Source organism: Micromonospora sp. ATA51 (genome assembly GCF_016802855.1).
Classification (GTDB): domain Bacteria; phylum Actinomycetota; class Actinomycetes; order Mycobacteriales; family Micromonosporaceae; genus Micromonospora; species Micromonospora sicca.
Genome location: NZ_JAEVHJ010000060.1, coordinates 14,753 through 27,193 on the forward strand (window position 1 = coordinate 14,753; position 12,441 = coordinate 27,193).

General features: G+C 74.2%; 10 protein-coding genes and 3 pseudogenes. 7 read left to right on the forward strand and 6 right to left on the reverse strand.

Annotated elements, in window-relative coordinates; genetic code table 11:
• Window positions 1-63: 63 nt before the first annotated feature.
• A pseudogene (locus JNW87_RS12545) lies at window positions 64-2,541 on the reverse strand (putative bifunctional diguanylate cyclase/phosphodiesterase); the annotation flags it as partial.
• Between the two features lie 740 nt (window positions 2,542-3,281).
• Here JNW87_RS12545 and moaC point away from each other — a divergent pair.
• From moaC to JNW87_RS12565, 4 genes are read left to right on the forward strand one after another with little or no spacing between them, the layout of a single operon-like run.
• Complete coding sequence (moaC, locus tag JNW87_RS12550) at window positions 3,282-3,773, forward strand: cyclic pyranopterin monophosphate synthase MoaC (protein ID WP_109802684.1); 492 nt, start codon at window positions 3,282-3,284, stop codon at window positions 3,771-3,773.
• On the forward strand, window positions 3,770-4,240 hold the full coding sequence (locus JNW87_RS12555; RefSeq protein ID WP_109802688.1) for a molybdenum cofactor biosynthesis protein B: 471 nt from the start codon (window positions 3,770-3,772) through the stop codon (window positions 4,238-4,240). Before moaC ends, JNW87_RS12555 begins: the two co-directional genes overlap by 4 nt.
• 37 nt (window positions 4,241-4,277) lie before the next feature.
• The gene (locus tag JNW87_RS12560; RefSeq protein WP_238453728.1) at window positions 4,278-5,537 is read left to right on the forward strand and encodes a molybdopterin molybdotransferase MoeA; all 1,260 of its coding nucleotides are present in this window, start codon (window positions 4,278-4,280) and stop codon (window positions 5,535-5,537) included.
• On the forward strand, window positions 5,534-5,965 hold the full coding sequence (locus JNW87_RS12565) for a molybdenum cofactor biosynthesis protein MoaE (protein WP_109802682.1): 432 nt from the start codon (window positions 5,534-5,536) through the stop codon (window positions 5,963-5,965). Before JNW87_RS12560 ends, JNW87_RS12565 begins: the two co-directional genes overlap by 4 nt.
• A 27-nt stretch (window positions 5,966-5,992) precedes the next feature.
• Here the strand turns inward: JNW87_RS12565 and JNW87_RS12570 are convergent.
• Window positions 5,993-7,437 (reverse strand): annotated as a pseudogene (locus JNW87_RS12570) (glycosyltransferase 87 family protein).
• A 204-nt stretch (window positions 7,438-7,641) separates the two neighbouring features.
• On the reverse strand, window positions 7,642-8,190 hold the full coding sequence (locus JNW87_RS12575; protein WP_109802680.1) for a DoxX family protein: 549 nt from the start codon (window positions 8,188-8,190) through the stop codon (window positions 7,642-7,644).
• Window positions 8,191-8,336: 146 nt separating this feature from the next.
• Here JNW87_RS12575 and JNW87_RS12580 point away from each other — a divergent pair, with 146 nt between their 5' ends.
• The gene (locus tag JNW87_RS12580) at window positions 8,337-8,888 is read left to right on the forward strand and encodes a GNAT family N-acetyltransferase (RefSeq protein ID WP_109802679.1); all 552 of its coding nucleotides are present in this window, start codon (window positions 8,337-8,339) and stop codon (window positions 8,886-8,888) included.
• 19 nt (window positions 8,889-8,907) lie between these two features.
• Here JNW87_RS12580 and JNW87_RS12585 read toward each other — a convergent pair whose 3' ends face one another.
• The 3 genes from JNW87_RS12585 to JNW87_RS41495 all read right to left on the reverse strand — a co-directional run bounded on the left by JNW87_RS12585 (window position 8,908) and on the right by JNW87_RS41495 (window position 11,041).
• On the reverse strand, window positions 8,908-10,143 hold the full coding sequence (locus JNW87_RS12585; protein ID WP_109802678.1) for an ATP-binding protein: 1,236 nt from the start codon (window positions 10,141-10,143) through the stop codon (window positions 8,908-8,910).
• Window positions 10,144-10,280: 137 nt separating this feature from the next.
• Window positions 10,281-10,424 carry a hypothetical protein gene (locus JNW87_RS41490; RefSeq protein WP_375373504.1) on the reverse strand — a complete coding sequence of 48 codons (144 nt, stop codon included), beginning with the start codon at window positions 10,422-10,424 and terminating at the stop codon, window positions 10,281-10,283.
• A 29-nt stretch (window positions 10,425-10,453) separates the two neighbouring features.
• Window positions 10,454-11,041: a hypothetical protein gene (locus tag JNW87_RS41495; protein WP_375373505.1), complete on the reverse strand. Its 588-nt coding sequence runs from the start codon at window positions 11,039-11,041 to the stop codon at window positions 10,454-10,456.
• Window positions 11,042-11,208: 167 nt separating this feature from the next.
• Between JNW87_RS41495 and JNW87_RS12595 the strand changes: the two genes are divergently transcribed.
• Window positions 11,209-12,156: an EamA family transporter gene (locus tag JNW87_RS12595; protein ID WP_109802676.1), complete on the forward strand. Its 948-nt coding sequence runs from the start codon at window positions 11,209-11,211 to the stop codon at window positions 12,154-12,156.
• Between the two features lie 25 nt (window positions 12,157-12,181).
• Window positions 12,182-12,441: pseudogene (locus JNW87_RS12600) on the forward strand (hypothetical protein); the annotation flags it as partial.

Here is a 12,441-nt window from a genome sequence, read left to right on the forward strand (position 1 = left end):
CGCCGGGGCTCGTCGGCGGTCTGGCCGGCGGTGGGCGGGGAGCCGGCCGTTCGCCCACGACCGCCCTGGCGGACGGCCGGGCAGGCGGATCACCGCGCCCGCGTCGTGCAGCGGAGGCGCCAGCATGCCCGGGCGCCCGCCCGCGCCGCGCTGCAGGGCGGCGAGCAGCGATCCGGCGGGCAGCGGCCGGGCGAAGAGATGGCCCTGGCCGGCGACGCAGCCCAGCTCCCACAGCGCCCGCCGCTGCGGCTCGCTCTCCACACCCTCGGCGACCACGGCCAGGTCGAGGCTGCGGCCGAGGTCCAGGGTGGAGCGGATCACCGCGGCGGCCTCGGCGGAGGTCTCCATCGCGGTCACGAAGCTGCGGTCGATCTTCAGCTCGTGCACCGGGATGCGGGAGAGCAGGGAGAGCGAGGAGTAGCCGGTGCCGAAGTCGTCGAGGGCGAGCCGGACGCCCGAGTCGCGCAGCCGGCTGAGCACGCGGTCGACCACGTCGAGCTGGCTGAGTGTCAGCGTCTCGGTCAGCTCCAGCACCAGCCGGTCGGGCGGCAGGTCGTGCGCCCGCAGGCGGGCCAGCACCGCCCCGGGGAAGCGGGCGTCGAGCAGGCTGCGCGGTGAGACGTTCACCGACACCGGCAGGTCGAAGCCGGCGGCGCGCCAACTGCCGGCCGCGATCAGCGCCTGGTCGAGGATCGCCTCCGCGAACGCGGGCAGCAGGCCGGAGCGTTCCACCGCCTCCAGGAAGCGCAGCGGGTCGATGATGCCGTGCGTCGGGTGGTGCCAGCGGGCCAGCGCCTCCGCGCCGGTGACCTCGCCGCTGCCCAGGTCCACGATCGGCTGGAAGTTGACGGTGAACTCGTGGTCGGCCACCGCCCGGGGCAGCTCGCCGTTCAGGGTGAGCCGGCCGAGGTCGGCGGTGTCCCGGGCCGGCGCGTACGTGGAGATCCGCTGGCCGGCCCGCTTGGCCTGGTACATCGCCACGTCGGCGCGGCGCAGCAGTTCGGTCATCCCGCCGGTGGCCGGCGCGACGGCGATGCCGCCGCTGGCCTCCACGCTGATCCGCATGCCGTCCAGGTGGAGCGGCTCGTGCAGGGCGGCCAGCAGGGCGTCCGCCCGGTGCGCGGCGACCGCCGGGGCCGGCAGCCTCCGCAGCAGTACGGCGAACTCGTCCCCGCCGAGCCGGGCCACCAGGTCGCCGGGGCGGGTCGCGCCGCGCAGCCGGTCGGCGACCTGCATCAGCACCCGGTCCCCGGCGCCGTGCCCGAGCGTGTCGTTGACCTCCTTGAAGTGGTTGAGGTCGATCAGCACCAGCGCGCTCACCCCGTCGGCGTGCCGGTCGGTGAGCTGCCGGGTGCCCTCGTCCAGCAGTTGGCGCCGGTTGGCCAGCCCGGTCAGGGCGTCGTGCGCGGCGGCGTGCGCGTGCTCCTCGGCGACCCGGGCCAGCTCGGCGTACGCCTGCGCGTTGCGCACGGCCGTGCAGAGGGCGGAGGCGAACGTCCGCAGCGTGTACCGCTCCCGCTCGGAGAGCTCGACCGGCCCGGCGAAGCGCAACCGCAGCACGCCGAGGTCGACGGCCCGGTCGTGCCCCTCCAGCGCCGCCGGGATGACGGTCCCGCCGACCGCGCTCGGCTCGGCGTCGCCGCCGTCGTGCCGGATGCCGGCGGTGGTGCCGCGCACGGTACGGCCGCCCTCGCGCAGCTCGATCTCGACCTCGTCGGCGGAGAAGAGCTCGGCGGCCTGGGTGACGGCGGTGGTCAGCACCTGGTCCAGGTCGACCACGTTGAGCGCGTCGGTGGTCCGGGCGAGCCGCTGCCAGGCCTGCTGTTCGGTGCGGGTCCGGATCCGGGTGGAGTACGCGAGGTGGAGGCTGAGCACCAGCGGTGGCACGGCGAGCAGCAGCCGGGGGTCGGCGCGGAGGATGAGCAGGGTGCAGACGGCCACGACGAAGCGGACGGCGAACCCGCCGATCCGGAGGTCGAGGTTGCTGCGGAACTGGCGTGAAATCCTGGTGCCCGAAGCGAGGGCGATGACGGGGATCGCGAGGAGGTCGTCCAGGAGGGCGGCGACCAGATAGGCGACGCCCAGCATCCCGATGACGTGTGTTGTCTTCGTCGGCGGCCCCCAGGGCAGGACCGCCAGCGTGGCACCGGCGCCGAAGGCCACGATGATGTTCTTGCTGACGCCGAAGAGCAGCTTTATCCGGGGCAGCCGCCACGAGGCGAGGGCGACGCCGACGCCGGTGCAGAGCACCACCCAGGACGTCGGTGCGATCGCCACGCCGAGGACGATCGCCGTTTCGTTCCAGCTGATGAGGTGCGTCGTGGATCGGATGCGGATCCGCGCCTTGACCAGTGTGCCCAGCGCGATCATGAGCGCCAGCGTCACCAGCGTCGCCACGTCAGCGGACGAGCGGGGTGGCGTGGACACCGAGACGGTCCAGAGCGCCGTGAGGGTCACGCCGGCGGCGAGCACGACGACGAGACCGACGAGCAGCCGGAGCCGCCGATCGGTCTCAATCTCGCGTCGCCTGGTAAGAGTCACACCACTCCCGGCTGACTACTTCACCTCTGGCCGCAGCCTAACGTGCGAGGGCCGCAGGCCCCACGTCGGATTTCAGCCCCAGTCGCTGCCGCGCATGTCCTGCCTCCTTCGACCCCCGACGCTGGGCAATTGTCAGCCCTGCGTCACTTGGTTAGTGAATGGAAGCTTAAGCCAGGAACATCAGCTTTAGGAGGGATATATGTGACATTATTCAATATTAGTCAACAGAGCAGCTATTCATAACTTTCCGTCCATCGGAGCTGTGCGGAGAGCGCCCGCCGCTTTCCTTTCCGTGTCCGATCGACTGCGGAACGCTGTCGTTCTCGCCGTGGGTCCCGACGTGCTTTGTTGCCTGCTGTCAGTGTGCTGCGGAGAGGGCGGGGACTCATCCACGCTTCAGTTCGAGTGTCGGAACGGATCAGGGGAAGTGCCGGGGAGCGCCCCGTCCCCGTGCCCGCTTCCGGTGGCCACGGGAAGTGAGTCGGCAGGGTGAATTCTTCATGATCGACGAGCGTCGAGAAGGTGGCTGCCCGGGCACGCCGGGAAATCGGAGCCGGCGCGCCCGGGGAATGGTCCTCGGCCGACGTCGGGGTGCACATTGCTGCGTGGGTCCTGCCACTCGGAACCACCGAACAACACATTGTGCCGGCGATGTCGTGAGCGCTATCCGGGAACCGGCCGGCCGCCGCCGTGGGACGAGAGCGGCGGCACGCGTCGTACCCGACCGATAGGCTCGCGCCGTGACCGAACCCGCGCAGCTCACCCACGTCGACCGGGCCGGCGCGGCCCGGATGGTCGACGTCTCCGCCAAGCCGGTCTCCGGCCGGCTCGCCGTGGCCGCCGGCCGGCTCCGCACCACCCCCGAGGTGGTCGACCTGCTGCGCCGCGACGGCCTGCCCAAGGGTGACGCGCTCGCCGTCGGGCGGCTGGCCGGGATCATGGGCGCCAAGCGCACTCCCGACCTGATCCCGCTCTGCCACCCGATCGCCCTGCACGGGGTCAGCGTCGACCTGCGACTCACCGGGGACACGGTGGAGATCACCGCCACCGCGCGGACGGCCGACCGGACCGGCGTCGAGATGGAGGCGCTGACCGCGGTGGCCGTCGCCGGCCTCGCCCTGGTCGACATGGTCAAGGCCGTCGACCCGGCGGCCAGCGTGGACGCGGTCCGGGTGCTCCGCAAGGAGGGCGGCAAGACCGGCGAGTGGGTCCGGCCGGAGGGCCGGCCGTGATCCGGGCCCGGGTGGTGGTCGCCTCCAACCGGGCGGCCGCCGGCGTCTACGCCGACACCAGCGGTCCGCTGCTCGTCGCCGGCCTGCGCGAGCTGGGCTGCCAGGTCGACGAGCCGGTCGTGGTGCCGGACGGCGACCCGGTCGGCGAGGCGCTGCGCACGGCCCGCGCCGACGGGGTCGACGTCGTGCTGACCAGCGGCGGGACCGGCATCACCCCGACCGACCGGACGCCGGACGTGACCCTGGCGCTGCTCGACTACGAGATCCCCGGCATCGCCGAGGCGATCCGGGCGCACAGCCGGGACCGGGTCCCCACCTCCGCGCTGTCCCGCGGGGTGGCCGGGGTGGCGGGCCGGATGCTGGTGGTCAACCTGCCCGGGTCGACCGGCGGCGCGAAGGACGGGCTGGCCGTGCTGCGGCCCATCCTCACCCACGCCGTCGACCAGCTCCGCGGCGGCGACCACTGACCGGGCGCGCCCGCCGGGCCGGCGATAGGCTCGCCGGATGAGCACGGAAACCGCAGCCGCGGCGGCCCAGGTCGCCGCGCCGCCGCCGGCCGGCTGGGAGGAGGCCCGCTCCCGGGTGTACGCCGTCGGCCTCGCCGCCGCGCTTCCCGCCCTCGACCGGCCGCTCGCCGACACCGACGGCCACACCCTCGCCGAGCCGTTGACCACCCGGACGAACCTGCCCGCGTTCCCCACCTCCAGCGTGGACGGCTGGGCGGTGCGCGGCGACGGCCCGTGGGAGGTGGTGGGGCGGGTGCTCGCGGGGAACAGCCCGCCGCCGCTGACCGCCGACGGCACCACCGTCGAGATCGCCACCGGCGCGATGGTCCCCGAGGGGACCGCCGCCATTCTGCGGATCGAGGAGTCCACCCGGACCGCCGACGGCCGGGTCGCCGGCACGCCCCGGCCGGGGCCGGAGTGGCGCGAGCCGGGTGAGGAGGCGTACGCCGGGGAGGAACTGCTTCCCGCCGGCACCCCGGTCGACCCGGCGCTGATCGGGCTGGCCGCCTCCTGCGGTCACGACACCCTGCGGGTCCGCCGGCAGCCCCGTGCCGCGCTGCTGGTCTTCGGCGACGAGCTGCTGACCTCCGGCCCGCCGGCCGCCGGCCGGGTCCGGGACGCCCTCGGCCCGGCGGTGCCCGCCTGGCTGCGCCGGTACGGCTGCCAGATCCGTCCGGCCGACGTGGTCGGCCCGGTGGCGGACACCCTCCCCGCCCACGTGGCCGCCCTGCGCGCGGCGCTCGCCGACGCCGACCTGGTCTGCACCACCGGCGGCACCATGCACGGGCCGGTCGACCACCTGCACCCGACGCTGGCGGCGCTCGGCGCCGACTACGTCGTCAACACCGTCGCGGTCCGCCCCGGCTTCCCGATGCTGCTGGCCCGGCTGGTCGACGCCGACGGCCGGGTCCGGTTCGTCGCCGGCCTGCCCGGCAACCCGCAGTCCGCCATCGTCGCGCTGGTCTCGCTGGTCGCGCCGCTGCTCGCCGGCCTGCATGGGCGACCGATGCCGGCGCTGCCGCTGGCCACCCTCGCCGAGCCGGTGCCCGGCCGGGGCGACTACACCCATCTCGCCCTGGTCCGGCTGGACCGGGCCGCCGGCACCGCCCATCCGGTACGCCACGTCGGCTCGGCGATGCTCCGCGGCCTGGCCGGTGCGGACGGCTTCGCGGTCATCCGCCCCGGCACCAACGGCGAGGCCGGGACGCGGGTGCCGGTCGTGCCGCTGCCGCTGGCCCCCGGGGAGCGGACGTGGTGAGCCCCGCCGGGACGCTGGCCCACGGCACGGTCACCGACCAGCCACTCGACCTCGCCGCCCACGAGGCGGCGGTGGCCGACCGGCGGGCCGGCGCGGTGGTCTCCTTCCAGGGCGTGGTCCGCGACCACGACCACGGCCGTCCGGTGACCAGCCTCGAGTACGAGGGCCACCCGAGCGCCGAGGCCGTGCTGCGGGAGGTCGCCGCCGAGATCGCCGCGGATCCGGATGTGTACGCGGTGGCCGTCTCGCACCGGATCGGCCCGCTGGCGATCGGCGACGTGGCCCTCGTGGCGGCGGTCAGCACCGCCCACCGGGCCGCCGCGTTCGCGGCCTGCGCCCGCCTCGTCGACGAGGTGAAGGCGCGGCTGCCGATCTGGAAGCGGCAGGTCTTCGCCGACGGCACCGAGGAGTGGGTGAACTGCCCGTGATCCGCCGACCGTCCCGGGCCGGGACGGTCAGCGGCGCCCGGTGAGCTGGGCGGCGCGGAGCGGCCGGTCGTGGTAGAACGCCGGCTCGGCACCCGGCCGCCAGGGCAGCGCCGCGACCAGCACGATCAGCGCGATCGCCAGCGAGTTCTCCATCAGCGCGCCGAACAGGCCGTCCTGGTAGTGCGACACCTCGGGCAGCTGGTGCTCGTACGGCCAGATGGGCGAGATCAGGAAGAGCAGGTAGAGCCCGATCGCGGCCACGGCGTGCCGCAGGCCGGTGAGCGTCGGGTACCAGATCGGCGGGCGCAGCGCGTTGACCCCCGGCACCCCGCCGGCCGTCGACGCCGTGCTGAGCCGGGGCAGCAGGCCGCGGCTCGCCTCGTGCCGGCGTACCGCGGCGTCGGCCAGCACGATGATCGCCGGGATGACCCAGACCAGGTGATGCGACCAGGAGATCGGGCTGATCACGTTGGCGGTGAGCCCGACCAGGGTGAACGCGGTCAGTTCGTCGCCGTCGGCCCGGGCCGCGGCGGCCCGGGACAGCCCGAGCGCCAGGACCAGCACCGAGAAGGCCAGCCAGAGCAGGCCGGGCGTCTCGATCGAGTCGTAGAGGCGCGCCAGCAGGCCCGCCAGCGACTGGTTGGGGGTCATGTCCGCCGCGCCGACCCGCTCGGTCTGCCACAGCACGCTGCTGAAGTACGTCCGCGACTCCTCGCCGACCAGCGCGAACGTCCCGAGGGTGACGCCGATCGTGGTGCCGACCGCGGTCAGCGCGGCCCGCCACTGGCGGGTGATCATCAGGTACGCGATGAAGAGCGCGGGCGTCAGCTTGACCGCGGTGGCCAGACCGATCCCGGCGCCGGCCCAGGCGCCGCTGTAGACGAAGCGGGCCAGCGCCGAGTTGGCGGTGTCGTGATGGGTGCCCCGCTTCGCCCGCCAGCGCAGCCCGACCAGGTCCGCCATGACCAGGGCGAAGAGCAGCAGGTTGACCTGCCCGTAGCCGAGGCTCTCCCGGGCCGGCTCGATGGCGACGGCCATCGGCGTGGCGATGCCCACGGTGAACCAGAGGGGCCAGCCCAGCCGGTCCACGATCGGGCGCAGCAGCGCGGCCAGGACGACCGCGACCGCGGCGATGCTGGCCAGCGCGTTGAGCCAGGCGGCGGCGTCCACCGGCAGCCAGGACATCGGCAGCATGACCAGGCCGGCGAAGGGCGGGTAGGTGAATCCCAGCGTCGTCGAGGGTGCGATGAAGTCGTAGAGCTCGTTGCCGCTCGCCCACCACACCACGCGCCGTGGTAGATCTTCATGTCGAAGAAGTTGTACGGCCGCCCGAACGCGCCGATGGCGAGCCATGCGGCGTAGGCGACGGCGGCCACGATGCCGGTCCGTACGACTGTCCTGCGATCGATCCCACGCGTCACGCGGTGGACTGGAGCGAGGCGGTCCAGCCGTCTACCGACGGTCGTCGGCATGGCGGTGCCACCCCCGTACCAAGGTCGTCCTGCCCGTCCAGGTCCTGCACGGAGCCTAGAACGGCGCCTCACGTCGTTGCCTCCCGCGTTATGCGACCGTGTCCGATCCCACACATGTTTTTGACATTTCCACCGCGTTAACGGGTGTCGGGTGGTTCAGGTAATTCGCGGCCTTGCGGGGGGAGGCGGCCGTATCGATGCAGGTCAGCCCGGGAGTCGACGGGCGGTGGCCGCCGACCGTACGGCGATCTTCGTCTCCCGGCGGGCGGTCCGGACGGCTCGCTGCATCGACCGTCGGGAGTGGCCGATCCGGTGGCCGGCGCGCCAGCGCAGCCCGGGCTTGCCCTCGGTGTCCGCGGCGGCGAGCAGCAGTCCGCCGAAGATGCCGAGGTTCTTCAAAAAGTGGACCTGATTGTTGTTCCGCGCCGCCGGATCGTCGTTTTTCCAGAAGGGATGGCCGGCCACGGTCACCGGCACCAGGGTCCCGGCGAGGACCAGCGCGGCCGGGCGGGCGAACCGGCCGGTGGCGAGCATCAGGCCACCGATGATCTGGGTGGCCGCGTTGACCCGGACCAGCGTCTCGGCGTCGGTCGGGAACCGGGGGTGGACGTTCTTCTGGAGCAGGGGCGCGACCCGGTCGGTGACCGGCTTGGCGGCCGCGACCAGGCGACCGGGATTCTGGAGGTTGCGGGCGCCGCTGACCACGAAGATTCCGCTCAACATGACACGGGCGAGGGAGCGCACGGGTTTCATGGCTCAGTCATACCCCGTGTCGGGGTCCGCTATCCCGACAACACTCGAAAGGGATCGGCCGGCATGGACGTCCGGCGGGACACGCGCCACACCGAATTCCAGCGACCGTCGCAGATGGACCGCCGCGGCCCGGTAACGTCGCGCGGGTGACGACCCTGCGGCTGCGACCAGAGGACCCGGCGGACGAGGCGCCGGTCGCCCGGGTGCTGGCCGCCGCCTTCGCCCGGCCCGACGTGGCCACCCCGCCCGAGGTTGGGCTGGTCGACGAACTGCGGCACAGCGACGCCTGGATCCCCGAGCTGGCCATGGTCGCGGAGCACGGCGGCGAGGTGGTCGGCTACGCGCTGCTGACCCGGGTCCGGGTCTGTTCGGACGGTGGCGCGGCGCCCGCGCCGGCGCTGGCGCTCGGCCCGGTGGCGGTCGCGCCGCACCGGCAGCGGATCGGCCACGGCGCGGCGGTGGTCCAGGCGGCGCTGGACGCCGCGACCGAACTGGGTGAGCGGCTGGTGGTGGTGCTCGGCGACCCCGCCTTCTACCGCCGCTTCGGCTTCGAGCGGGCCGACCGGATGGGGTTGACCAGTCCCTGGTCCGGGCTGGGAGAGCCGTGGCAGGCGCTGGTGCTGCCCCCGTCGGCCAGCGGCGAGGCGCCGCCACCGCGCGGCGAGGTGGTCTTCCCGCCACCCTGGGCCAAGGTCTGAGCGCGGCGCCGGACCGCGGTCAGGCCGGCTGGGTCCGCAGGTACCGGCCGAAGTGCGGGACGGTGAAGGCGACCGTGCCGCGCTCCCCGGAGTAGATCAGCCCCTTCTTGATCAGCGCGTCCCGGGCCGGCGACAGGCTGGCCGGCTTGCGGCCGAGCGAGCGGGCGATCTCCGCGGTGGGCACCGCGGCGTCCATGTCGTCGCGCCCGCTCTCCTCCCCCTCGATCAGGGAGAGCGTCGCCATCGCCCGCATGTACTCGCGCTCGGCCGGCGTGGCCCGCTCGAACCGGGAGCCGAAGAAGCCGACGGCCAGCTCCGCCTCGGCCTCCGGAGCGGCCACCCGGACGTCGGCGGCGGTGATCGGTGAGCGGGGGGCGTGGTCCCAGGTGGCCTTCCCGTACGCCTGGACGAAGTAGGGGTAGCCGCCCGACTTCTCGTAGAGCAGGTCGAGCGCCTTCTGCTCGTACTCGACCTCCTCGCGCTCGGCTGGCGCGCAGAGCGCCTGGTCGGCGGCGATCCGGTCCAACCGGTCGATCCGTTGGTAGCGGAAGAGCCGCTCGGAGTACGACTTGGCGGCGCTGAGCACGGCCGGCAGGTGCGGCAGGCCGGCGCCGACCACGATCAGCGGCGCGCCGAGCTGCGACAGCTCGTGGCAGGCGGCGCAGAGCGCCGAGACGTCCTCCGCGCCGAGGTCCTGCATCTCGTCGATGAAGACGGCGATGCCGGTGCCCACGTCGGTGGCCACCGCCGCGGCGTCGGTGAGCAGCTCGACCAGGTCGATCTCGATGTCCCCGGAGTCGGCCCGGCCGCTGCTGGCCGGCACGTCGATGCCGGGTTGCCAGCGGTCGCGCAGCTTCGGCGCGGCCCCGCCGCGTCCGGTCGGCACGGAGCGCTGGGCGAACGCCTTGAGCACGCCGAGGAAGCCGTCGATCCGGTCCGGCGCGCGATGCCGGGGGGCGAGTTCGCGGACCGCCATGTGCAGGGCGGCGGCGACCGGCCGGCGCAGCGACTGGTCCGGGCGCGCCTCGATCTTGCCGGAGCCCCAGAGGTGGTTGATCGCCTGCGAGCGGAGGGTGTTGAGCAGGACGGTCTTGCCGACGCCGCGCAGGCCGGTGAGCATCAGGCTGCGCTCGGGGCGGCCTCGGGCGATGCGTTCCAGTACGACGTCGAAGACGTCCAGCTCCCGCCCCCGCCCGGCGAGCTCGGGCGGGCGCTGCCCGGCGCCCGGGGCGTACGGGTTGCGGACCGGATCCACGCATCGCAGAGTATCGGGCCGTCTAGCCACCGGGCTAGACATGGATAGATGGGCCTACCGGCGTGTCGGGACCGTCGAGACGAAACTAGGGCTGTCTAGTTCTCACGCTAGACAGCCCTAGTTTTGCCTACGGGGGGTCAGCGCTGCTTGAGGCAGAGGACGAAGTCGAGGGTGTCCAGCTCGCTGTCGAAGAAGTACCAGTTGGTGTAGCCATCCACCTTGGCGCACTTGGCCTGGGCGTCCTTCTCCCCGCTGGTCGCGCCGTCGAAGCGGCGCAGCACCTGGTACGTCTTCGCGCCGCACTCGCTGATCAGCAGCTTCGGCTTGCCGCCGGCCGGGCCCTCGTTGCGGACGCACTGCCCGGCCCTGACGAACCGCGGATCCGCCGAGGACGCCGGCGCCGGCGCGTGGTGGCCGGGGCGGGCTCGGTCGCCGCCCCAGCCGGGTCGGTGGCCGGGGCCTCGGTCGACCCCGCCTGCGGAGCGGCGTCGTCCCGAGCCAGCAGGTAGACGGTGGCCGCGCCGCCGACGAGGAGCACCGCCAGCACGGCGAGCACCGTGATCAGCGGACCCTTGCCGCGCTTCGGCGGGGGCGGCGGATCGGCGTACGGGTGACCGTCGCCGACGTACGGCGAGGCCGGCGGGTAGCCGGGCGACCCGGCCGGCGCGTACCCCTGATGGGCGGTCTGCTGGTAGGGCGGGTACGCGGCGGGGTAGGCGGACTGCCGGGGCCGCTGCTCCTCCCAGCCCGTCGGCTCGTACCGCTGGGCGGGCGGCTCGCCCCACCCGCCCGGCTGCGGGTCGTACCGCGGGTCGGCCGGCGGGGCGTACGCGTCGTCGGGCCGCCGTCCACCCCACGGCTCCGGGGAGCCGCCGACCGGTGGTCCGAAGTTGGTCATGAACGCCCTCCTGCGTGCGCAAAGGTTGAGAGGCCGGCCACCAACAGGGGACGCCGACGCCGTGGTCACCGTAGCGTGGTCCACCGATGAGCTCACGCCCCGCAAGTGCGACGTCCTCCGGACCCGGCCCCGCGCCGGACGGACCCGTCGCCGTCGACCGTCCCGGCATGCCCACCCGACCTGCGCTGATCTGGACTGCGCTGGTCCTGGTGTACGTGCTGTGGGGCTCCACCTACCTGGGCATCCGGATCGCGGTCGAGTCGCTGCCGCCGCTCACCTCCGCGGCCGGCCGGTTCGCCGCCGCCGCGCTGGTGCTGGCGGCGGTGCTCCGGATCCGGCGCGGCCCCGGCGCGCTCCGCGTCGACCGGCGGCAACTCGGCTCGGCCGCGCTGGTCGGGGTGCTCCTGCTGGCCGGCGGCAACGGCCTGGTCGTGCTCGCCGAGTCCGGTCCGGCCGGCGTCGCCGTGCCCTCCGGCATCGCCGCGCTGCTGGTGGCGACCGTCCCGCTGCTGGTGGTGCTGCTCCGTACGCTCGGTGGCGACCGGCCCCGGCCCTGGACCTTCGCCGGGGTGACCGTCGGCTTCGTCGGCCTGGTCCTGCTCGTCCTCCCCACCGGCGGTTCGGGCGCCGTCCCGCTGGCCGGGGCGCTCACGGTGGTCACGGCGGCCACCTGCTGGTCCGTCGGGTCTTTCCTCTCCGGGCGGCTCCGGATGCCGGCCGACCCCTTCGTGGCCACGGTCTACGAGATGGTCGCCGGCGCCGTGGCCCTCGCCGTGACCGCCGCCGTGCGGGGCGAGTTGCGCGGCTTCTCCCCGGCCGAGGTGACCGGCCGCTCCTGGGCGGCGCTGGCGTACCTGATGGTGGCCGGTTCGCTGGTCGCCTTCACCGCGTACGTCTGGCTGCTGCACCACGCGCCGATCTCGCTGGTCGCCACGTACGCCTACGTCAACCCGGCGGTCGCGGTGGCGCTCGGCGCGCTGCTCGCCGCCGAGCCGGTCACCGCCCGGGTGCTGCTCGGCGGGGCGGTGATCGTCGCCGGGGTGGCGCTGGTGGTGACCACCGAACGTCCGCGCCGGCCGGTGGACGGGACAGCCGAGGAGCCGGCCCGCCGGTAACCTCCGGGTTTGTGTCCGCCGGCTGGTGACCTGCGTCGCGCTGCTCGGCGCGCTGGCCGGCGCCGGCGCCCCCGCGGCCGCCCGTCCCCTCGTCGCCCGGTCGCCCGCGGAAGGCCCGCTTAGGGCGCGGCGCGGTCCCCAGCCAGGACTGGACATACCGGCGGCGGCCGGCAACGCCCCGATCCCGCCGTCCGCCGCCCAGTCCCCGCGCTTCGCCCTCGGGTCCGCCCGGTCCCGCGCTCCGCCTCGGTCCGTGCCGGTCCCGCCGCTCGCCTCGGTCGTCGC

Bases quoted from the DNA above. Each gene is read 5' to 3' on its own strand.
- JNW87_RS12560 (WP_238453728.1), top strand. From the start codon at position 4,278: ATGAGCACGGAAACCGCAGCCGCGGCGGCCCAGGTCGCCGCGCCGCCG.
- JNW87_RS12575 (WP_109802680.1), bottom strand. From the start codon at position 8,190: ATGAAACCCGTGCGCTCCCTCGCCCGTGTCATGTTGAGCGGAATCTTC.
- JNW87_RS41495 (WP_375373505.1), bottom strand. From the start codon at position 11,041: ATGACCAACTTCGGACCACCGGTCGGCGGCTCCCCGGAGCCGTGGGGT.
- JNW87_RS12595 (WP_109802676.1), top strand. From the start codon at position 11,209: ATGCCCACCCGACCTGCGCTGATCTGGACTGCGCTGGTCCTGGTGTAC.